The organism is Streptococcus cuniculipharyngis (assembly GCF_007859195.1).
In the GTDB taxonomy this organism is placed as follows: Bacteria; Bacillota; Bacilli; order Lactobacillales; family Streptococcaceae; genus Streptococcus; species Streptococcus cuniculipharyngis.
Genome location: NZ_VOHL01000002.1, coordinates 197390 through 217443 on the forward strand (window position 1 = coordinate 197390; position 20054 = coordinate 217443).

At 45.6% G+C, this 20054-nt stretch carries 22 protein-coding genes; 3 read left to right on the forward strand and 19 right to left on the reverse strand.

Annotated elements, in window-relative coordinates:
* Window positions 1-34: 34 nt before the first annotated feature.
* The 19 genes from rsfS to FRX57_RS04515 form a co-directional block, all read right to left on the reverse strand.
* On the reverse strand, window positions 35-388 hold the full coding sequence (gene rsfS, locus FRX57_RS04425) for a ribosome silencing factor (RefSeq protein ID WP_146567104.1): 354 nt from the start codon (window positions 386-388) through the stop codon (window positions 35-37).
* Window positions 389-400: 12 nt separating this feature from the next.
* Window positions 401-985 (reverse strand): bis(5'-nucleosyl)-tetraphosphatase (symmetrical) YqeK, encoded by a 585-nt coding sequence (gene yqeK, locus FRX57_RS04430; protein ID WP_146567106.1) that lies wholly within the window; start codon window positions 983-985, stop codon window positions 401-403.
* On the reverse strand, window positions 982-1614 hold the full coding sequence (locus tag FRX57_RS04435; RefSeq protein ID WP_146567108.1) for a nicotinate-nucleotide adenylyltransferase: 633 nt from the start codon (window positions 1612-1614) through the stop codon (window positions 982-984). The genes yqeK and FRX57_RS04435 overlap by 4 nt, the downstream gene beginning before the upstream one ends.
* A gap of 20 nt (window positions 1615-1634) precedes the next feature.
* Window positions 1635-1943: a ribosome assembly RNA-binding protein YhbY gene (yhbY, locus tag FRX57_RS04440; protein ID WP_146567110.1), complete on the reverse strand. Its 309-nt coding sequence runs from the start codon at window positions 1941-1943 to the stop codon at window positions 1635-1637.
* A gap of 15 nt (window positions 1944-1958) precedes the next feature.
* Window positions 1959-3065 carry a ribosome biogenesis GTPase YqeH gene (gene yqeH, locus FRX57_RS04445; protein WP_146567112.1) on the reverse strand — a complete coding sequence of 369 codons (1107 nt, stop codon included), beginning with the start codon at window positions 3063-3065 and terminating at the stop codon, window positions 1959-1961.
* Window positions 3066-3593 (reverse strand): YqeG family HAD IIIA-type phosphatase, encoded by a 528-nt coding sequence (locus tag FRX57_RS04450; protein WP_146567114.1) that lies wholly within the window; start codon window positions 3591-3593, stop codon window positions 3066-3068.
* A gap of 95 nt (window positions 3594-3688) precedes the next feature.
* Window positions 3689-5125, reverse strand: coding sequence for an Asp-tRNA(Asn)/Glu-tRNA(Gln) amidotransferase subunit GatB (gatB, locus tag FRX57_RS04455; protein WP_146567116.1), 1437 nt, complete (start codon window positions 5123-5125; stop codon window positions 3689-3691).
* Window positions 5125-6588, reverse strand: a complete 1464-nt coding sequence (gatA, locus tag FRX57_RS04460) for an Asp-tRNA(Asn)/Glu-tRNA(Gln) amidotransferase subunit GatA (protein ID WP_146567118.1) — start codon at window positions 6586-6588, stop codon at window positions 5125-5127. Before gatA ends, gatB begins: the two co-directional genes overlap by 1 nt.
* Window positions 6588-6890: an Asp-tRNA(Asn)/Glu-tRNA(Gln) amidotransferase subunit GatC gene (gene gatC, locus FRX57_RS04465; RefSeq protein ID WP_146567120.1), complete on the reverse strand. Its 303-nt coding sequence runs from the start codon at window positions 6888-6890 to the stop codon at window positions 6588-6590. The genes gatA and gatC overlap by 1 nt, the downstream gene beginning before the upstream one ends.
* Window positions 6891-7007: 117 nt before the next feature.
* The gene (locus tag FRX57_RS04470; protein ID WP_146567122.1) at window positions 7008-7643 is read right to left on the reverse strand and encodes an NAD(P)-dependent oxidoreductase; all 636 of its coding nucleotides are present in this window, start codon (window positions 7641-7643) and stop codon (window positions 7008-7010) included.
* Window positions 7644-7755: 112 nt separating this feature from the next.
* Window positions 7756-8178: an Rrf2 family transcriptional regulator gene (locus tag FRX57_RS04475; RefSeq protein WP_146567124.1), complete on the reverse strand. Its 423-nt coding sequence runs from the start codon at window positions 8176-8178 to the stop codon at window positions 7756-7758.
* Window positions 8179-8261: 83 nt separating this feature from the next.
* Entirely contained in the window at window positions 8262-8813 is a 552-nt protein-coding gene (locus FRX57_RS04480; protein WP_146567126.1) for a cysteine hydrolase family protein, read from the reverse strand.
* A 1-nt stretch (window position 8814) separates the two neighbouring features.
* Complete coding sequence (gene codY, locus FRX57_RS04485; protein WP_146567128.1) at window positions 8815-9600, reverse strand: GTP-sensing pleiotropic transcriptional regulator CodY; 786 nt, start codon at window positions 9598-9600, stop codon at window positions 8815-8817.
* A 139-nt stretch (window positions 9601-9739) separates the two neighbouring features.
* Window positions 9740-10954 (reverse strand): pyridoxal phosphate-dependent aminotransferase, encoded by a 1215-nt coding sequence (locus FRX57_RS04490; protein WP_146567130.1) that lies wholly within the window; start codon window positions 10952-10954, stop codon window positions 9740-9742.
* A 129-nt stretch (window positions 10955-11083) separates the two neighbouring features.
* Entirely contained in the window at window positions 11084-12133 is a 1050-nt protein-coding gene (locus FRX57_RS04495) for a zinc-binding dehydrogenase (RefSeq protein ID WP_146567132.1), read from the reverse strand.
* A gap of 171 nt (window positions 12134-12304) precedes the next feature.
* Window positions 12305-12619, reverse strand: coding sequence for a thioredoxin (trxA, locus tag FRX57_RS04500; protein WP_146567134.1), 315 nt, complete (start codon window positions 12617-12619; stop codon window positions 12305-12307).
* A gap of 70 nt (window positions 12620-12689) precedes the next feature.
* Complete coding sequence (locus tag FRX57_RS04505; RefSeq protein ID WP_146567136.1) at window positions 12690-15026, reverse strand: endonuclease MutS2; 2337 nt, start codon at window positions 15024-15026, stop codon at window positions 12690-12692.
* A gap of 87 nt (window positions 15027-15113) precedes the next feature.
* The gene (locus tag FRX57_RS04510) at window positions 15114-15638 is read right to left on the reverse strand and encodes a CvpA family protein (protein ID WP_146567138.1); all 525 of its coding nucleotides are present in this window, start codon (window positions 15636-15638) and stop codon (window positions 15114-15116) included.
* A complete protein-coding gene (locus FRX57_RS04515; protein ID WP_146567141.1) occupies window positions 15635-15934 on the reverse strand; it encodes a cell division protein ZapA in 300 nt (99 codons plus the stop codon). Before FRX57_RS04515 ends, FRX57_RS04510 begins: the two co-directional genes overlap by 4 nt.
* 110 nt (window positions 15935-16044) lie before the next feature.
* Between FRX57_RS04515 and rnhC the strand changes: the two genes are divergently transcribed.
* The 3 genes from rnhC (at window position 16045) to recD2 (ending at window position 20016) form a co-directional block, all read left to right on the forward strand.
* Window positions 16045-16959 carry a ribonuclease HIII gene (gene rnhC / locus FRX57_RS04520; RefSeq protein ID WP_146567143.1) on the forward strand — a complete coding sequence of 305 codons (915 nt, stop codon included), beginning with the start codon at window positions 16045-16047 and terminating at the stop codon, window positions 16957-16959.
* Window positions 16956-17546 (forward strand): signal peptidase I, encoded by a 591-nt coding sequence (gene lepB / locus FRX57_RS04525; RefSeq protein ID WP_146567145.1) that lies wholly within the window; start codon window positions 16956-16958, stop codon window positions 17544-17546. Before rnhC ends, lepB begins: the two co-directional genes overlap by 4 nt.
* 67 nt (window positions 17547-17613) lie before the next feature.
* On the forward strand, window positions 17614-20016 hold the full coding sequence (recD2, locus tag FRX57_RS04530; RefSeq protein WP_146567148.1) for an SF1B family DNA helicase RecD2: 2403 nt from the start codon (window positions 17614-17616) through the stop codon (window positions 20014-20016).
* The last annotated feature ends 38 nt before the right edge of the window (window positions 20017-20054 follow it).

Genomic DNA, 20054 nt, shown 5'->3' on the forward strand with positions numbered 1-20054 from the left:
AAAAACCTTGTTCCGGGAACAAGGTCACATAGGCTTATGCTAAAAATTCGTCAAGATCAAGCAGGGGAGCTTGATGCCAGAGTTTTTCTAAATTGTAGTGTAGACGCTCATCTTCTGAGAAGACGTGCAAAATAACACTGTTGAGGTCCAGCAAGACCCAACCAGCCTTACTATCACCCTCGAGGTGAGTAACTGCTTGACCTGCTTCTTTCATCTTGTCACGGACATTGTCACAAATCGCTTCCAACTGGCGACTATTGCTACTACTAGCAATGACAAAATAATCGGTCATGGTAGTCAGCTCCCGCAAATCCAAAATGACCACATCTTCTGCTCGTTTTTCATCACAAGCCTTTACAATCAACGATAATAATTCTTTTTCTGTCATAATCTTTCTCTTTTACAAATAGTGAATATAGGCATTATAAGTATCTAGAGTCTGCGGATAGATGGGCATCCCCTTTTGAGCCAAATAGGCCACCGTGGCCGCTGTTTCGTAGGCCACCGCCTGATTGAGGGAGATCTTCGCGATTTCCCTTGCTTGGTCAACCCCTGGAAAATCCCTGCCACACTCAATATAATCTGCCACATAGACCACCTTATCTAGGTCTGTCATCTGACTGGAACCAACCGTATGGTAGGCAATGGCCTGAAGAATATCGGCATCCGTCAAGCCCAATTCTGCTTGGATGACATAGGGACCAAGGAGGCCATGCCAGACATTATTATTCCAAGCTTTCAAAGCTGGGTCCAACTGGTGCTGGTCAATCAAGGTTAGAAAATCTTGGTCAGCTAGCTCCTTGGCATAATCATGCAAGAGCCCTGCCAGACCAGCCTTGGTTTCATCAAGGCCATAACGTTTAGCCAAATCAATACTGGCTTCTTCCACTCTTAGACAATGTGCCAAACGTTTGGGACTGAGTCGCTCTGCCATTTTTTCCAAAAGGAAGGAACGCCCACCTGTAACATAGTCAGCATAAGTCATCGGTAAAGCCCCTCTTTCTCAATATAGGCCAAAACATCTTGAGGCAAGAGGAAGTTGGGACGACGATTTTTCTTAATAAAATCACGCACCATGCTGGACGAAATATCCATCAAGGGCACATCGACCCAAATCACAGGATAGCTGGTACCAGCCTTATATTTAGGACGCTGAACACCGACAAATTGAACCAACTGAATCAGCTCGTCAATCCGGTGCCACTTGGAAAGATAATCCACCATATCCGCACCAATGATAAAATAATAGTCCACATCAGGATTTTTCTCGGTTAGGAGCTTCATGGTATCGTAGGTGTAACTAATGCCTTTTCGCTCTAATTCAATGGTCTCAATGGCCAGACCCTCAACTCCTGCAATGGCTAGCTGCAACATGTTCAAGCGATGATTTTCAGCAATGGTTTCTTTCTTGTCTACATGGGGAGGCAAGTATTCTGGCATGAGAAAGACCTCATCAAGACCCAGTTGCTGTCTGACCTGATCTGCCACCACCAAGTGAGCATTGTGAACTGGGTTAAAATTGCCACCCAAAATCCCCACCTGACGGCGATTACTATCCTTTTTTTCTACTTCTAATTCCACCTTGGTAAAGGGGGTTAGTAGTTCAATTGCCATAAGCCCTCCTTGTCCTGCTCCTAGATAGCCTTAACCTTAGGAGATAATTTGCGATTTTCCTTGCGACTGGATTCCTTATATAAAATCAAAATCCGACCAATTTTCAAGACGGTATCCACACCGATTTCTTCCTCTAAAATTTCGGCCACTTCATGAATGTTCTCGTCCGTATTTTGTAACAAGGTGACCTTGATTAACTCCCTAGCGTCCAAGGCATGACGAACACTGGTTTTAATTTGGTCATTGAGCCCATTTTTACCAATCTGGATAATCGGTTTTAGGTGATGGGCTTCACTCTTCAAAAAGGCACGTTGTTTACTGGTTAGCATTTCTTTTTTCCTTTACTAAATAATTGCTCGTCTCAACATGACGCCGACACCCTCTGGTGCCCAAGCCGCCAGTCTCGCTGGTTGACTGACCCGAATCCAACCCAGACCGGAAAAGACCACGTCTGTCTTGTCACTGACGGTAAATTCGTGGCGAACGAGGGGCGGAAAATCAGCCAATTCTGCCTGACTCGGTGGGGCTAATAAATCCCCCTTGTGTTTGGCATAAAACTCATCTGCACCAGCCAGTTTGGTCCGATGAAGAGGGAGATTATTGTCAAAAAAGCCTGTAAAACCCTGCTTATCACCAGCCAGGTAATCAAAACGAGCCAGGCCAGCCAAAAATAAGGTTTGACCGCTATTGAGCTGGTAGGTCTTAGGTTTGATTTCTTTCTTGGGGCTGACATAGTTGAGGTTTTTGGCGGTTAAATAATGGGCCATCTGGTGGCGATGAATAATGCCTGGCGTATCAAAAATATAAGAGCCGTCATCTAAGGGAATTTCAATCTTATCAAGGGTTGTCCCTGGGAAACGCGACGTGGTAATTAGGTCCTTATCGCCGGTAATTTCTTGAATAATGGCATTAATCAGGGTTGATTTACCAACATTGGTCACCCCAACCACATAAACATCACGTCCCTTGCGATACTGCTCAATCTTGTCAATCAGGTCCTTGATGGCCTGCTTATTTTTGGCACTGGTCAAGACCACATCCACTGGTCGCAAACCTTCCTCATGGGCTCGTTCGGTCAGCCATTGGCTGATTTTACTGTCCTTGACTGACTTGGGTAAGATGTCTTTTTTATTGCCGACTAGCAAGATATCATTGCCAGCCACAAAGCGGGCCAAACCTGGAATGACTGAACCATTAAAGTCAAAAATATCAACCACGTTGACCACCAAGGCTTGGCTATCACCAACACTGTGCAGGAGATTTAAAAAATCATCATCTGAGAGCTGCACATCTGTGATGTCGTTATAGTGACGCAGGCGAAAACAACGCTGACAATAGAGATTACCCGTTTCTAACCCCTTGTCCAAGGCCGCCTTGGGGGTAAAACCTGCCGCTTCCTTATCTTCTGTTTGAATCGCAATACCGCAACCGATACAATGTAAACGTTCCACTTAAATTTCCTTTTGATACTTTATTTTACCGTATTTTTCTTCAATTTTAGCCAAGACCCGACGTTCCCTAGCCCGGTTAAATTTGGTGTTCCAGGCATCTGATGTCACCAAAGGCTTAACCAAAATTGAGCGAATGCCTGCCCGATGGCTGGCCCGAATATCCGTCATCAGTTGGTCACCGACCATGACCACCTCCTCACGATTGAAACCATAGCGGTCAATGGCCTGATCAATGCCCTTAGTGAAGGGTTTCATGGCCCGACTGACAAAATCGACACCAAATTTCTCCACGGCCCGTTTAACCCGAGCGTGTTTATTGTTAGAAACCACCACAACTGGCAAATCGGCAATGGTCATCTCGTCCAACCAGGCCCGCAGTTCAGGGGTGCCATCCGGATTGTTCCATGCGATTAAGGTGTTATCCAAATCCACCAAGACTGCCTTAATACCATGACGACGCAGGCTCTCCGGTGTCAAATCATAAACTGCCTCAACCGCAAAGGTCGGTATATAATCTTCGATACTCACATCATTCTCCACATTTATATAGTCTTCTCTATTCTAGCATAAAAAAGGAATTTTTGCAGAGAAAAAGGAAGTCCTCCAAGTGACTTCCTCTCTTTCTAATCCAATAATTTAGCCAATTCTTCCTTAAGGAGAGCTTGGGCTACTTGTGGGTTGGCCTGACCCTTGGTTGCCTTCATCAGGAAACCGGTAAAGGCCTTATCAGCATTACGCTTGCCAGACTTGAAGTCTGCTACCGCTGCCTCATTGTCCGCAAAAACTTGATGAATGATTGGAATTAGCACAGCTGGGTCAGAAATTTGGACCAGACCAGCTTTTTCCACATAAGCCTTGGCTGAACCACCCTCCTTGGCCAAATGAACAAAGACTTTCTTGGCAATTTTTGACGAGATGGTACCATCAGCAATCAAGCCAATCATTTCGACCAAGTTAGCCGGTGTGAGGCTGATTTGCTCAATGGTTAGACTTTCGGTGTTCAGGTACTGGGCCACTTCACCTTGGAGCCAGTTGGATACCTGTTTGGCATCACCACCCAAAGCAACTGCCTCTTCAAAGAAATCAGAAGTTGCCTTGCTAGCTGTTAACTGGCCAGCATCATAGTCCGTCAAGCCCAGACTGAGGTATTTGGCACGGCGTTCCTTGGGAAATTCTGGCAATTCTGCCCGCACTTGCTCAATCCAAGTGTCATCAATCTCAAAAATAGGAAGGTCTGGCTCGGGGAAATAACGGTAGTCACTTGCTCCCTCCTTGACCCGCATGAGGATGGTTTCGCCCGTGGCTTCATCATAACGACGCGTTTCCTGACGGATCTGCCCGCCTGAACGCAAGACTTCTGCCTGACGTTTTTGCTCATAAGCCAAGCCCTTACGCACATAGTTAAAAGAGTTGAGGTTTTTCAGCTCGGTCTTAGTACCAAATTCTTCCTGCCCATAAGGACGCAGAGAGATATTGGCATCTACCCGCATGGAGCCCTCTTCCATCTTGACATCAGAAATACCAGTGTACTGGATGACTTCTTTGAGGGCTGTCAAGTAGGCATAGGCTTCCTCGGGACTCCGCATATCAGCCTCAGAAACAATCTCAATCAAAGGCACCCCCTGACGGTTAAGGTCAACATAGGAATAGCCATCTGTACCGTGGGTATTTTTCCCTGCATCCTCTTCCAGATGGGCCCGTTCAATACGGATTTTTTTCGTGGAACCATCTGGCAAATCAATCTCAATCCAGCCATTGTAGCCGATAGGCTCGTCAAACTGGGAAATCTGATAGGCCTTGGGATTATCTGGGTAAAAATAATTCTTCCGATCAAAGTGCATCCGCTGATGGATGTCCATATTTAGGGCAAGGGCAGCCTTGATGCCTGCGTCAATGACCCCCTTGTTAATGACAGGCAAGACACCGGGGAAGGACCAGTCAATGACATTGGTATTGACATTGGGATCCTCACCAAAGTGGGCTGGAGAAGGCGAGAAGATTTTGGAATTGGTCTTGAGTTCAACATGGACTTCCAAGCCAATAATCGTTTCAAAATTCATTAGTTAGCACCTCCAAAAATCACTGGTTGTTGCTTGTGGTAGTCGGTCGTTGCTTCAAAAGCTGCCGCCACTTGATAGATGGTTGCCTCGCTATATTTTGGCCCAATCAACTGTAAACCAACTGGCAGACCGTCCACAAAACCAGATGGGATAGAAATGGCAGGAAGACCAGCCAGATTGACAGGAATGGTCAGCAAGTCACTCAAATACATGGCTACAGGGTCATGTTGCTGCGAATCCAAATCATAAGCTACCGTTGGAGTGGTTGGCCCTAGAATCAAATCATAGTCAGCAAAGACCTTGGCAAAATCCTCAATAATCAAGGTTCTGACCTGACCTGCCTTCTTGAAATAGGCATCATAATAACCTGATGACAGGCTAAAGGTACCCAGCATAATCCGACGTTTGACCTCTTCGCCAAAACCTTCACTACGAGTATTGACATAAACATCATCCAGATTGGCTACATTTTCCGTGCGATAACCATAGCGGATGCCATCAAAACGTTGCAGATTTGACGATGCTTCTGATGAGGCGATAATGTAGTAAACCGCCACGCCATACTTGCTATGAGGTAGGCTAACTTCCTCAATCACCGCCCCCAAGTTTTCCAAGTGCTGCGCCGCAGCCAAGATATTTTCCTTAATCTTAGGATCAATTCCCTCGCCTAGATATTCCTTAGGCAGGGCAATCTTCATGCCCTTAATATCCTGACCAAGCTTGCTGGTAAAGTCCACAGGTTGATTAGCTGACGTCGAATCCTTGCGATCATAACCTGAAATCACCTCTAGCAGCTGGGCGTTTTCCTTAACCGTAGGAGCAAAAGGACCAATCTGATCCAAGGAACTACCAAAAGCAATCAGACCGTAACGTGACACTCGTCCATAGGTCGGCTTGAAACCAACGATACCATTAAAAGCTGCTGGCTGACGAATGGACCCGCCCGTGTCAGACCCTAGAGATAGCCGGACCTGACCCGCTGCAACTGCCGATGCTGATCCACCTGATGAGCCGCCAGGTACCTTGGTCAAATCCCAAGCATTCTTCGACTTTTTGAAATAAGATGTCTCGGTTGATCCCCCCATGGCAAATTCATCCATATTGGTCTTACCGATGACAATCATCCCTCGGTCGTAGGCTTGAGCCACGCTGGTTGCATCAAAGATTGGGGTATAGTTGTGCAGCATTTTAGAGGCTGCTGTCGTCAAAATCCCCTTGGTTGAGATATTGTCTTTGACGGCCAAGGGAATACCACTCATGACATCAGCAGCATCAATCCCCTCTTTATCTAGGGCTTCCGCTTGAGCCAAGGCCTCTTTTTCTGAAATCGTGATGAAAGAGCCAACAGCCTCCTCACGTTCGTGAATATCAGCCAGAGTAGCCTGAGTTAGTTCAAGGGCAGAAATCTCCTTTTTAACCAGGAGGTCATGCAATTCATCAATGGTCTTGTGATTAAAGGTCATTAGGCATCTCCTCCTTCTTCTAAGATGGCAGGTACTTTGATATAGTTGTTTTCCTGTTCAGGGACATTTTGAAAGAGGAGCTGGCGATCTTCTCCCTTTTCCGCCACATCTTCCCGCATCATATTGATGGTGTCAGCCATGGTCGTTGTCACCGGCACCCCAGTTGTATCCACCTCATTCAAGAGTTCAATCATATCGACAATCTTGGTCAGACTCTCGGCAAAAGCACGAGTTTCTTGGTCAGAAAATGACAATTTAGACAAATTGGCCACATGACGAACTTCTGCTTCAGAAATTTTCATTAGTTTCTCCTTAACACTATAGTCCTTACTATTTTACCATATTTTACAAGGCTTGGGGCAATCAGATGCCGCAGCCATCAGAAAAAAAGCAGGTTCATTAACCTGCTTCTTATCACCTTATCTACCAAGCAAGCTCACACGCTCTTGAAGATGCTGGCCACTTTCTAAAATAGCCACAAATCCCTTAGCGTAATCGGCATAGCTGATGGCACTTTGTCCCTTATCATTAAGGGTAAATACTTCACCAGCCAAAAGATACTCCCCCGTAATCGGCAAATCAACTTCAAATTCTGCCGCTGGACTAACAAAGGTCCACTTGACATCTTGACGTTGACGGATAAGGGCCAGGGCCCCTGCCTGAGCCTTGGCTAAGTCATAAAATTCAGCCGGAAAATCAGGTGTTTCAAAGAGCTGCAAACTATGATCATCATTGACATAAAGACTGCCTGCCCCACCAACAATCAAAAGCTTTGTCTCGCTTCCCGCCAAAAGATCAGCCAAGAAAGCAACCACCTTTTCATGCAAGTGAAGGGTCTCTGGACTAAAGGTGCCAAAGGCATCCACCACCGCATCAAAACCAGCCAAATCAACCTTGGTCAAGTCAAACAAATCCTTTTGTACATAGCTTTGAGCTTGAGACTGATTGATTTCACCACGGGCAAATCCGGTGACCTCATGACCCCGTGCAACCAATTCTGCGACAATGTGACGACCTGCCATACCATTTGAGGCAATAACTGCAATTTTAGACATCTTTTTCTCCTTTGTTGTCATATTTTTCATTACAATTATAGTTTACTCTATTTTTGTTGTAATGTCAATATTTACATTTCAAAAAAATAAAAAAAGTTTAATTTCTGAGAAATTAAACCATTTCTTGGGCTAACAAATCTGCCAAACTCACCTGAGCTAGTTCTGCTTCCATAGCGCGTTGGGCAGCTAAGAGTCTATCATCCAAGAGGGAATGAATGGACCGCCCCACTGGACAGGCCGGATTGGGATTATCATGGAAACTAAATAATTCTTGATTTTTGACACTTTCCACCGCCTGATAGACCGCCAAGAGTGACAAGTCCTCATAGGACGGTAGGATGGAAACCCCACCTTGACCCCTTTTAACAGCAATCAGGCCTGCTTTTTTGAGTTGGCCCAAAATATTACGGATAATGACTGGATTGACCTGAATGCTCTGAGCCAAAACATCACTGGTAATTTTCTCCTCACGATGATAGGTGGCAACATAGACCAGGATATGACTGGCAATGGTAAAACGACTGGATATTTGCATGCTCATGCCTCCTTTTACTCACTATACCCTTTTTTAATTGTCATGTCAACTATGACAACAAAAAGAGAACTGACCTCAGCTCTCTAATCAATCAATCTCGCTCCCAGAACGGTTTGAAAATGCTCCAAAGCCCAGGCTTGGCGTTCTGGTGTCAGGGTGGCCACTGCCGAAACCGGAATCTCAATCTGGTAACCTAAATTATAGGCATCTACCGCCGTATGAAGAACGCAAATATCGGTCAGCACTCCCGTCAGGATGACCGTATCAACACCGCGTTCTCGTAGGCGAGCATTGAGGCTGGTTCCCGCAAAGGCCGAATAATACCGTTTATCCAACCAGAGGACATTAGCCGCTGTTTTTACCTGGTCATAAAAACGGCCTAGTTCCCCATAGAGCTGCCTACCTTGGCTACCCATAAGATTGTGAGGGGGAAAGAGACGGCTCTCTGGATGGTAGCTATCCTTTTCGTCATGACCATCAATGGCAAAGACTAGCAAATGACCGGCCTCATAAGCTGCCCGGCTAAACTGACAGATGGCTGATTCAATGGCTTGGGCAGGTTGACCCGCGGTCAACCTGCCCTCATCTGCCACAAAATCCACCGTGTAATCAATGGAAATTAGTGCTTTTTTCATCTTATTTTCGATTTTCAACTTCCTCAAAAAGCCCTTCGTTGAGAACACGAATATAGGTTCCCTTCATTCCTAACGAGCGACTCTCAATCACTCCGGCACTCTCCAGTTTACGTAGGGCATTGACAATAACCGAGCGGGTAATCCCAATGCGGTCAGCCACAGATGAAGCCGTCAGACGCCCTTCATTACTGTCAAGTTCGTTCAAAATAGCTGACACAGCCTTCAGTTCAGAATAAGATAAGGCGCTAACAGCCATGGTCACTGCCGTTTGTTGACGAATGGCTGCCTCTAGATTTTCTGATTGATAATTCAAGAGTTGCAAACCAACAACAGTTGACGAAATCTCCGCCAAGATTAGGTCGTCATTATTGAAGGGTTCTTCATTTTTCCAAATGATCAAAGTCCCCAAACGCATGCCACCGCTATAAATTGGCACAATGGTCGTCACCCCATTGGGATAAATTTCATGAGATTCGTAAGGGAAGATTGTAAATTCATGACTAATGGGCAAATTTGCTTCTGTATCAAACATACGATTGATACCACTCACATAGTCAATAGGGAATTGGTGAGTATTAAACAACTTTTCTGTCCGGTCATTATGGGTTTTATGCTTCATAATGTAGCCGAGAAAAGCACCCTTTTCATCAACAATACAGACATTACAGTCAATAATATCTGCCAACTGGGCTGCAATCATGCTATAGGGAAGCTCCTTGTCAGCACTCTCAACCGTACGTTGCAAAATGGACGTAATTTTACGAGTCTTTGTTAATAAGTCTACCATAATCCACTCTTTCTCTATTTAAATATATTTTTATGTATTAAATTGCTTTCCTAACTATTATATCAAAATTCGTTAGCGTTTGCACAAAAATAATAGAATAAATGTAAACTATTTAAAATTACTAAAATGACTCCGAACCCTATTGACGATACTGAGCCAGAAAACGCGTTAGTTTTTCCTCAACCTCAGCTAGCTCAGATACCCGAGGCAGATAAACAATACGAAAATGGTCTGGATCCTTCCAGTTAAAGCCACGACCATGGACTAGCATAATTTTTTCTTGCTTGAGAAATTCTAGGACAAACTGTTCGTCATCAGTGATACGATACATGGTCTGATCAATCTTAGGAAAAACATAGAGGCCCGCCTTGGGCTTAACCACGGATAGGCCCGGGATATTGTTAATGGCCTTGGTGATAAATTCCCGCTGTTCATAGATTCGACCACCAGGCAAGAGCAATTTATCCACCGATTGGTAGCCACCGAGCGAGGTCTGAACCACCTGCTGGGACAAAACATTGGAGCAGAGTCGCATATTAGCCAACATGTCCAAGCCCGCAATATAATCCTTAACATGTTTTTTAGGCCCCGATAAAACCATCCAACCGACCCGAAAACCAGCAATGCGATGAGATTTTGACAGGCCATTCATGGTCACGACAAAGACATCAGGTGCCAAACTAGCAATAGGAATATGGGTTAAACCGTCCATGACCAAACGGTCATAAATCTCATCTGAATAAATAATCAGCTCATGCTGACGAGCAATCTCAACAATTTCTTCCAACACTTCCTTAGGATAAAGAGCTCCCGTTGGGTTGTTAGGGTTGATGATAACGATGGCCTTGGTCCGTTCCGTAATCTTGGACTTAATGTCATCAAGGTCTGGATACCATTCCGCCCCCTCATCACAGATATAATGAACCGCATGGCCCCCTGCTAGGCTGACCGCAGCCGTCCACAAGGGATAATCAGGCATAGGCACTAGGACCTCATCCCCATTATCCAGAAGCCCCTGCATGGCCATACTAATCAATTCACTAACCCCATTACCAATATAAATATCTTCAATGGTCACTTCTGGGAAATGCTTGAGCTGGCAATATTGCATGATGGCCTTTCTGGCACTGAAAATCCCCTTACTGTCTGAGTAGCCCTCACTATTTCTCGCATTAACAATCAGGTCGTGAATAACCTCATCGGGAGCAGTAAAGCCAAAGGCTGCTGGATTTCCCGTGTTCAAGCGGAGAATCTTCTCGCCATTGGCCAGCATACGATTGGCCTCGTCTAAAACTGGTCCACGAATATCATAGGCCACATGTTCTAATTTTGATGATTTATTAAACGTCTTCATAGGATACCTCTCATTTTTTCTATTATACCCTAAATCCTTATTTTCTGACAATATCTAATTGTCAAGTAAATTAGTAAAAAGGAACAAAAAAGAACTCAAACTAGTCAGTCTGAGTTCTTGCTTGGGTTATTAAGAGGGATCTACCACCAACATAGACTTGATGGTCTTACGATCAGCCATATCCTGATAGGCTTGATTGATGTCGGCCAATTGGTAGGTTTGTGTAAAGACCCGACCTGGGTTAATATCACCATCTAGTACCGCCTTAAGCAAGACCTGTTTAACATAGGTGGTCACAGAGGCAGAGCCACCAGCGACACTAATATTTTGGGCAAAGGTTGACCCTAAAGAGCGTTTGTTATAGTGGGGAACACCCACATAGCCAATCCGCCCACCATTATGCAGGACGCCGATGGCTTGGTCAATGGCCGCCTCTGTCCCTACACATTCGAGGGCTGCGTCAGCCCCGCCGCCAAGAATTTTCCGAACCTTGGCAATGCCCTCTTGGCCACGTTCTGCGACCACAGCTGTCGCTCCTAATTCCAGGGCCAATTCCTGCCGGTCTTGGTGACGGCTCATCAAGACAATTTGGCTTGCCCCCCTCATCTTAGCCGCAATCACCGCACACTGACCAACGGCTCCATCCCCAATGACAACCACCTTATCACCAGGACCAACATTGGCCACACGCGCCGCATGATAACCGGTCGGCATGACATCAGCCAGGGTCAACAGGGACTTAATCATGCCCTCACTATAATCAGATGGCTGACCTGGTACCTTGATGAGAGCCCAGTTGGCATAATGGAAACGAAGGTATTCAGCCTGATAGCCATTGCCCCAGTTGGTTGGCATGACATGGTTGTCACAAGTCCCGTCAAACCCTGCTCGACAGGCATCACAGTGGCCGCAACCATGCGTAAAAGGCACAATCACAAAATCCCCCGGCTTAACGGTCGTAATCGCTGAGCCAACTTCTTCCACAATCCCAAGAGCTTCATGCCCGCCATTGATGGACTGTGGAGCCTTATCGTCACCATGTGAATAGGCCCAGAGGTCTGACCCGCAGACACAAGACCGTACAATCTTAATAATAGCGTCATCATCCGCCTGCAATTGAGGTTTTTCGACCTCCTGAATGCTCATCAGACCCGCTTTTTCAAAAATAGCAGTTTTCATCTACTTATCCTCCATCTCTGCTAAATCTTAATCAACACCTTTATCATACCACTTAGAGTTAACTCTAAGTCAAGCAAAAACTGCTTTTATTAATCAAATATTTTTTCATTATCAAAAAACTCCTGGAAAAGCCCATCACTGGCCTTTCCAAGAGTTGATCGATAAGCTAGCCTAGCTTAATTCAGCCACAATCGCCTTGAGTTGTTCTTTGGTGTGCACCCCTGCCACTTGCTTGACCACCTGACCATCTTTTTTGAAGAGCAGGGTTGGAATTGACATGATGCCAAATTGCTTAGCTGTTTCAGGGTTTTCATCCACATCCAATTTCACAATTTTCAACTCATCTTCGTCAAATTCTTCCGCCAACTGGTCTAGGATAGGAGCTTGCATCAAACATGGCCCACACCAGGTTGCCCAAAAGTCGACCAAAACCAAACCATCCTTGGTTTCTGCTTCAAAGTTTGCATCTGTTACAACTTGTACCATTTTTTATCTCCTTCACTTGTAATGCTACCTATTCTACTCTCATTCTTGGCTTTTGTCTAGCCAAAAGATTTTAGCCGAGATTGACAATGGTAGCTCCTGAGCCGCCTGCATTTTGTGGGGCATAACCAAAACTCTTGACATGCTTATTGCGGCGGAGATACTTGGTCACGCCTTCACGAATGACACCAGTACCGATACCATGGATAATATCCACTTGAGCCATATTATTCAGGAGAGCTTGGTCAATAAAGGCATCCAACTCCTCCATGGCCTCTTCGTAACGCTTGCCACGCAGGTCCAAACGGGCCCTCGGGCCTGCACTGGTTTTGGCTTTTTTCACCACATTGACCCGTTTTTGGGCTGGTTTCTGCTCAGGCTCTGTCAACCGTTGCAGGCTAAATTCATCTGCCTTGAGGGTCATCTTAATCAAGCCAACCTGAGCTTCCCAACGACCATCCTTGAGCTGCTTAGTCAAAGTGCCACGCTGGGCATAGCTAGTCACGATAATATCGTCACCAACGCGAGCTGCTCGAGTTTTTTTGGCCTTTTTCAAGACCTTATTTTTGGATAAATCAAGCTGAGGAGCTAACTTTTTCAACTGCCCCTTAGCCTCAATAATCTCGTGGGGTTTGACTTGTGACCTACTATGGAGATTTTTCAAAATGGCATCACTCTCTGCTAGGGCCAAATCAACGATTTCCTGAGCCTGCTCTTGAGCCTTGGCCAATTCCTTGTCCTTGGCATGAGAGAACTCATTGTAAAGCCGCTTGACCGCACGGTTAAACTTGAGATTTTCCTGTTCTACCTCTTTGATATGTTCCAAACGTCTGCGACTTTCCAGGCTCTGCTGTTCCAGTTGTTCAATAATCTGGTTGACATCACGGTCCCTATCCGTCTGACTTTCTGCCTGCTTGACAATAACATCTGGCAAGCCCAAGCGCCGGGCAATGTCAAAAGCGTTAGACCGGCCCGGTACCCCTTGCATGAAGCGATAGGTGGGCGATAGACTTTCCGTATCAAATGCCATGCTAGCATTTTCCACAAAGTCACGCTCAATGCCGTAGGCCTTCAACTCTGGGTAGTGGGTGGTGGCCATAGTCTTAATCTGATGCAGCCGGAGATGCTCCAAAATACTCATGGCTAGACCGGCCCCCTCTTGTGGGTCCGTCCCTGCCCCCAGTTCATCAAAGAGCAGAAGGCTATCCTGGTCTGCCTGGTCCAAGATGGACACAATATGGGTCATGTGACTAGAAAAGGTGGACAAGCTCTGCTCAATGGACTGCTCATCCCCAATATCAGCAAAAATCTCCTTAAAGACCCCCACCTGACTGCCCTTGTCGGCCAAAATTGGCAGACCTGACTGGGCCATGAGCTGGGTCAAGCCCAAGGTCTTGAGCATGATGGTCTTGCCCCCCGTATTTGGTCCTGTGATGACAATAACGGTCAAGTCTTTGTCAAAATGCAGGTCATTGGCCACTGGCCTTTCCAAGAGCGGGTGTCTTGCCTGTAAGAGCCTAATCGCTGAGTCTGCAGATAGGCTAGGTACACTTGCTTTTTTCTCCTTCATATAAAGAGACTTGGCTCGAATCAAGTCTAAATGCCCAATCACCCAGGCATTATTACGCAAACTATCTGCATGAGGGGCTAAAATCACTGCCAACTCATGCAGAATACGACTCAACTCATGCCGTTCATCAGCCTGCAACTGGGTTAACTCCTCGTGGAGGGAAACAATGGCCCGCGGCTCAATATAGACAGTTGCTCCTGAGCTCGAGATGTCGTGAACCACACCTGCAATTCGATGGCGATGGGTATTCTTAACCGGCAAAACACTACGACCGTTACGACTAGCAATCAGTTGCTCTGATAAATACTCCCCTTGTTTTTTCAAGAGATCTTGTAAAATCTGACGCATTTGTTGCTCATGTTCCACCATCTGACGGCGAATCTTTTGTAACTTCGGACTGGCAAACTGTTCAACAAAGCCGGCATCATTGATGACTTGCAGGGCCCCTTGTAGACTCGGATAGATAGCCAATTTTTCAAATAGAGCGGCTAAGGCAGGAATGTCCTCTTCTTCCAATTCCCCATAAAAACGCTCTAAATCTGACGATACTTGCAGGAGACGTTTTAAGTCAACTAATTCCGACACATTCAAGTCTGCCCCCAAGGTCAGACGGGTCAAACTTGGCGATAAATCTGGCAAGGCCCCTAAAGCAAAGTCATGACCGGCCGTAAATAGACCGGCCATCTCCTCCAACTCAGCAAAGGCCCGTTTCATTTTTTCCGGTGAGTTAGATGGCAATAAATCAGCCAGTTCCTGCTTCCCCAGCTCCGTCTGTAAAAAATCTTCAAACTGTTTTTTGACCTTGACAAACTCCAAGGCTTCCAATATTTTCGTATTCATACTTCATATTATAGCATAATCTCTTTTCTCTAAAAAAGAAAAAGAGAGGAGACTGACCAGTTATCAGTTTCCTCTCCAAAACAGGTCTCACCCCATCCAAATACTTGAGAATATAGGAAGAAAATCCACCAAAATTCTCACTAAAAAACTATCATACAGGTGATTCTGTAAAGTTGTCAAGGGCACGGTTGCCAAGATGGTAAACACCATGCTAAAACCGAGTGCAGTCACAAGAACAGACAAAGCACCGGCTAGCAAACCTCCCCACCTACTGTCAAAGCGATTGAGGTTAACCAAATGGACAAAAATTCCTAACAATCGGAAAAACAAATAGGCCAGGATATAAACCAAAAAGAATGCCACACCCGCATAATAAACCTGACTCAACTCAAAGATATTGACATGGGTAAAAAATTTAACCACCGCATCTTCACTCGGGTTTGAATAGGGCACCCACAAGGTCAAGGATGGTGACACGGACCGGTACAAGGCACCAGCAATTCCTAGAGATAATAAACTCGCCATTGCATAATAAGCCTGTAACAAGAGCCCGCGAGAATAGCCAATATAAAATGCCCAAGCAAACACTAGTAGCAATATTAGACTAATCATGCCTTGCCTCCCTTTGGTTTTGCCTTATTCTTTCCTGAAACCTCACCGGCCACCCATTTTTCCCATTCCTGGCGTTCCTTGTCAAACTCCTGTTCACGTACTAGCTGGGTGGACAAGCAATTAATCGCCATTAAAATAGCGACGGTTTCATCATCAGCCTGAGGAAGATGTTCCTTGATCGCCTCATATTTTTCTTTGGCTAAACGTTCAACCTCCTCCATAAAGAGGTTATCCTTATCGGTTGTTAGGGTCAATGGTTTTTGACCAAATCTAAACTTATATCGGTTATTACTCATTTTTATACCTCCCTTACATTATAGCGTAAAAATAATCTTTCGTAAAATAGAATCCACAAAATGATGAGATAGAGAAGGAAATGTGCCGAAAATATGATATAATAAAGGGTATGAACACAGTTGTTATGACCATGGGAGAAGGCCAGACAGACCAACTCAAGGAGCGTTTGACCCCCTATCAAGTTACCAGTAAAAACCCTTATGTGACCTTTGCTGCCAAGTACCAGGGAGTCCTCGTCCAGCTCTATACCTCAGGGAAAATCGTTTTTCAAGGTAGCCAGGCTGAGGTTGTCGCCCAAACTTTTGGCTATCAGAAAACCGTCAAACCCGTCACAGATGCTAAGGTAGGACCCCTTCTATCCATGATTGGAACGGATGAGGTCGGCAACGGTTCCTATTTTGGTGGCATTGCTGTTGTTGCCACCTACCTAAGGTCTGAAGATTTCCCCCTGCTCCGACAATTAGGAGTTGACGATTCGAAACAACTTTCAGATGACAAAATTCGCCAAATTGCCCCTATCTTGAAGCAGAAGCTTCCCCATCAGGCCCTCCTGCTGGAACCGAGCAAATATAACCAGCTAGTTGGACCCAATAAACCTTATAATGCCGTTTCCGTCAAGGTGGCCCTCCATAATCAGGCTATCTTTCTCTTACTGCAAAAAGGGTTTGATCCAGAAAAAATTGTTATTGACGCCTTTACATCAGTAAAAAATTACCAACATTACTTGAAACAAGAAAAAAATCAGGTTAAGCAGGCCGTTACCTTGGAAGAAAAAGCCGAAGGAAAATACTTAGCCGTTGCCGTTAGCTCTATTTTAGCACGACAACTTTTCTTGGATAACCTCGACCAACTGGGACAAGCTATCGGTTTCCAACTACCTAGCGGGGCAGGAGCAAAATCCGACCAGGTGGCAAGCCACATTCTCGCCCAAAAAGGCCTAGCCGGACTAGAAATGACCGCCAAATTGCATTTTGCCAATACCCAAAAAGCCCAAAAGCTACTCAAACATAAAGGATTACTATGAAAACAGTCAAATACTTTCTCAAAGAATGGGGATTTTTTACCCTCTTTCTCAGCCTTTTCTTCCTCTCCTGGATTTTTGTCTGGGTCAATGTTAAAGTTGAAGGCCACTCCATGGATCCAACACTCCAAGATGGGCAAAGGCTCTTTGTCTTAAAGGTCACCCCTATTGACCGCTTTGATATTGTTGTCGCCAAGGAAGGGGATAAGAGCATCGTCAAACGGGTCATCGGCATGCCCGGAGACACCATCAGTTATAACAATGACCAATTAACCATCAATGGCAAGGAGGTTAAAGAGGATTATCTCCAAACTTATCAAACTGCCTTTAAGCAAGATAAACTTCAGGCCACCTATGCCTACAATTCTTTCTTCCAGCAACTGGCTAGCCAGGCCAGTGCCTTCACGACCGATAGTAGTGGCAGCCCTAACTTTACCGTCAAGGTCCCAGAAAACCAATACTATCTCCTAGGTGATGATCGCCTCGTCTCCAAGGATAGTCGGGCAGTCGGCACCTTTAGCAGGCAGCAAATTGTCGGCGAGGTTAGTTTCCGCTTTTGGCCATTTTCAGCCATTGGCAAGGTTAAATAATACAGATGAGTCGAAGGCTATTGGTCTTCCACTCTTTTTTTACAGGATAAGCAAGCGAGGAACATTTATGGAATACTACTTTCTTGGCACTGTTGAACGGGTCATTTTCGAAAATGCCAGCAATTATTTTAAGATTGTCCTGCTCAATATTGACGAAACCGATAGTGACTTTGAGGATGTGGACATTATCGTCACAGGCACCATGGCTGATATCATTGAGGGGCAAGATTATACCTTTTGGGGGAATCTGACCAGACATCCCAAATACGGGGAACAACTTCAGGTCAGCCGCTATGAAAAAGCAAGGCCTTCAGCATCTGGCCTTATCAACTACTTTTCTAGCCCACAATTTTCCGGAATTGGTAAAAAAACAGCGAAAAAAATCGTTGACCTCTATGGAGACAATGCCATTGACCAAATCTTAGAGGACCCCAACCAGCTCAAAAAAATTAAGGGATTATCTGCCCTGACCCGTGAAAAGTTCCTGGCCAAGCTCAAACTTAATTATGGCACCGAACAAATCCTAGCTAGACTGGCTACGTACGGCCTAAATCATCGGGTTTCTCTAACTATTTTTGACTATTATAAGGAAGAAGCCTTAGACGTCATTAAGGAAAATCCCTACCAACTAGTTGAAGATATCAAAGGCATCGGCTTTACCGTAGCCGATCAGTTAGCTGAGCAACTAGGCATCAGTAGTGACTCGCCCCAACGCTTTCGAGCTGCCCTGATCCATTCTTTGACGAAACTATCTTGGGATAGGGGAGACACCTATGTTGAAGCCCGCGACCTTCTCGAGCAAAGCCTGTCATTATTGGAAGAATCCCGTTCCTTAGAAATCGATCCCTCCCTCGTGGCCCAAGAATTGAGCCAGCTAATTGCTGATGGCAAGGTGCAGCACAGTGACACCAAGATTTTTGAGAATAGCCTTTTTCATGCCGAGGCCGGTATTCAAAAAAATCTCCGGCGTATTTTGGACAATTCCCTTGAACAAGTGCTTGACCAGCACCGCTTAAATGAAGAAATTGAAAAAACAGAAAAACAGCTAGGAATCACCTATGACCAAGAACAAAAAACCGCCATCTGTCAAGCCCTCAGCCAAAAGGTCTTTATCCTAACCGGTGGACCAGGAACGGGGAAAACCACCATCATCAAAGGTATTATTGACATTTATAGCCGAATTCACCAGATAGACACTAAGAAAAAAGACCTGCCAATTATTCTGGCTGCCCCTACTGGCCGAGCGGCTCGTCGCATGAATGAACTGACTGGCTTACCCAGTGCCACCATCCATCGTCACCTAGGGCTAACCTCTGACGATAGCGATTATCAGGCCTTGGACGACTATTTAGATGGTGACTTGATTATTGTTGATGAATTTTCCATGGTTGATACTTGGTTAGCCCATCAATTACTGGCTGCCATCGCCTCCCATAGTCAGGTCATTATCGTCGGTGACAGCGACCAACTCCCTTCTGTTGGACCGGGGCAGGTTTTGGCAGACCTGCTAGCCATCGCAGACATTCCTCAGGCTAGACTAGAGAAAATCTTCCGCCAATCTGACCAATCCACCATCGTCACCCTGGCCAGCCAAATGCGTGAGGGGCAGCTACCCCATGATTTTACGGAGAAAAAACCTGACCGCTCTTATTTTGAAGCTCAGGCCCAGCATATTCCGCAAATGGTGGAAAAAATCGTCCAAGCTGCCCTCAACAGTGGGCTAGCCCCCCAAGATATCCAAATTCTAGCCCCCATGTATCGTGGGCTAGCCGGCATTACCAACCTCAACAAACTCCTGCAAGACTTGCTCAATCCCCTAAGAGACCAGTTGGAGTTTAACGTCAACGACCAAGCTTTCCGTAAGGGCGATAAGGTTCTCCACTTGGTTAATGATGCCGAGCTCAACGTCTTTAACGGGGATATTGGCTACATCACTGATCTCATTCCCGCCAAATATACCGAAAGCAAACAAGATGAAATCCTCCTTGATTTTGACGGTATTGAAACCAGCTACCCCCGCAAGGATTGGCACAAAATCACCTTAGCCTACGCCATGAGTATCCACAAGTCACAAGGCAGTGAATTTCCTGTCATTATCCTACCCCTGACCAGCCAAAGTGGCCGCATGCTCCAGCGTAATCTCATCTATACCGCCATCACCCGAGCTAAGAGTAAGCTGGTTCTACTGGGTGAGTGGACGGCCTTTGACTATGCTGTCAAACAGGAAGGTACCCAGCGAAAAACCTACCTCAAAGAACGCTTTCTGCCAGAGCTTATCCCCACCGAAAGTAAAACTTATCCACAAGATGTGGATAAGCCTGTGGGAAATGACCCAATTTCTGGGGAAAACTCTACCCCAAGTCTAGAAACAAGGGATAACTACCGCCTGACAGAAGATAATTGGTCAAGGATTGACCCCATGATTGGCTTAACTAAAGCTGATATCGAAGCATTTTTCAACAAGTCCTGACACTTATCCACAAAAGAGCAAGCCCCTGAGAGCCTGCT

Bases quoted from the DNA above. Each gene is read 5' to 3' on its own strand.
- FRX57_RS04510 (WP_146567138.1), bottom strand. From the start codon at position 15,638: ATGATTAGTCTAATATTGCTACTAGTGTTTGCTTGGGCATTTTATATT.
- FRX57_RS04505 (WP_146567136.1), bottom strand. From the start codon at position 15,026: ATGAATACGAAAATATTGGAAGCCTTGGAGTTTGTCAAGGTCAAAAAA.
- FRX57_RS04435 (WP_146567108.1), bottom strand. From the start codon at position 1,614: ATGGCAATTGAACTACTAACCCCCTTTACCAAGGTGGAATTAGAAGTA.
- rnhC (WP_146567143.1), top strand. From the start codon at position 16,045: ATGAACACAGTTGTTATGACCATGGGAGAAGGCCAGACAGACCAACTC.
- yqeK (WP_146567106.1), bottom strand. From the start codon at position 985: ATGACTTATGCTGACTATGTTACAGGTGGGCGTTCCTTCCTTTTGGAA.
- recD2 (WP_146567148.1), top strand. From the start codon at position 17,614: ATGGAATACTACTTTCTTGGCACTGTTGAACGGGTCATTTTCGAAAAT.
- trxA (WP_146567134.1), bottom strand. From the start codon at position 12,619: ATGGTACAAGTTGTAACAGATGCAAACTTTGAAGCAGAAACCAAGGAT.
- FRX57_RS04490 (WP_146567130.1), bottom strand. From the start codon at position 10,954: ATGAAGACGTTTAATAAATCATCAAAATTAGAACATGTGGCCTATGAT.
- gatC (WP_146567120.1), bottom strand. From the start codon at position 6,890: ATGAAAATTTCTGAAGCAGAAGTTCGTCATGTGGCCAATTTGTCTAAA.
- lepB (WP_146567145.1), top strand. From the start codon at position 16,956: ATGAAAACAGTCAAATACTTTCTCAAAGAATGGGGATTTTTTACCCTC.
- gatB (WP_146567116.1), bottom strand. From the start codon at position 5,125: ATGAATTTTGAAACGATTATTGGCTTGGAAGTCCATGTTGAACTCAAG.
- FRX57_RS04515 (WP_146567141.1), bottom strand. From the start codon at position 15,934: ATGAGTAATAACCGATATAAGTTTAGATTTGGTCAAAAACCATTGACC.
- FRX57_RS04470 (WP_146567122.1), bottom strand. From the start codon at position 7,643: ATGTCTAAAATTGCAGTTATTGCCTCAAATGGTATGGCAGGTCGTCAC.
- yhbY (WP_146567110.1), bottom strand. From the start codon at position 1,943: ATGCTAACCAGTAAACAACGTGCCTTTTTGAAGAGTGAAGCCCATCAC.
- FRX57_RS04475 (WP_146567124.1), bottom strand. From the start codon at position 8,178: ATGCAAATATCCAGTCGTTTTACCATTGCCAGTCATATCCTGGTCTAT.
- gatA (WP_146567118.1), bottom strand. From the start codon at position 6,588: ATGACCTTTAATCACAAGACCATTGATGAATTGCATGACCTCCTGGTT.
- FRX57_RS04480 (WP_146567126.1), bottom strand. From the start codon at position 8,813: ATGAAAAAAGCACTAATTTCCATTGATTACACGGTGGATTTTGTGGCA.
- rsfS (WP_146567104.1), bottom strand. From the start codon at position 388: ATGACAGAAAAAGAATTATTATCGTTGATTGTAAAGGCTTGTGATGAA.
- FRX57_RS04495 (WP_146567132.1), bottom strand. From the start codon at position 12,133: ATGAAAACTGCTATTTTTGAAAAAGCGGGTCTGATGAGCATTCAGGAG.
- codY (WP_146567128.1), bottom strand. From the start codon at position 9,600: ATGGTAGACTTATTAACAAAGACTCGTAAAATTACGTCCATTTTGCAA.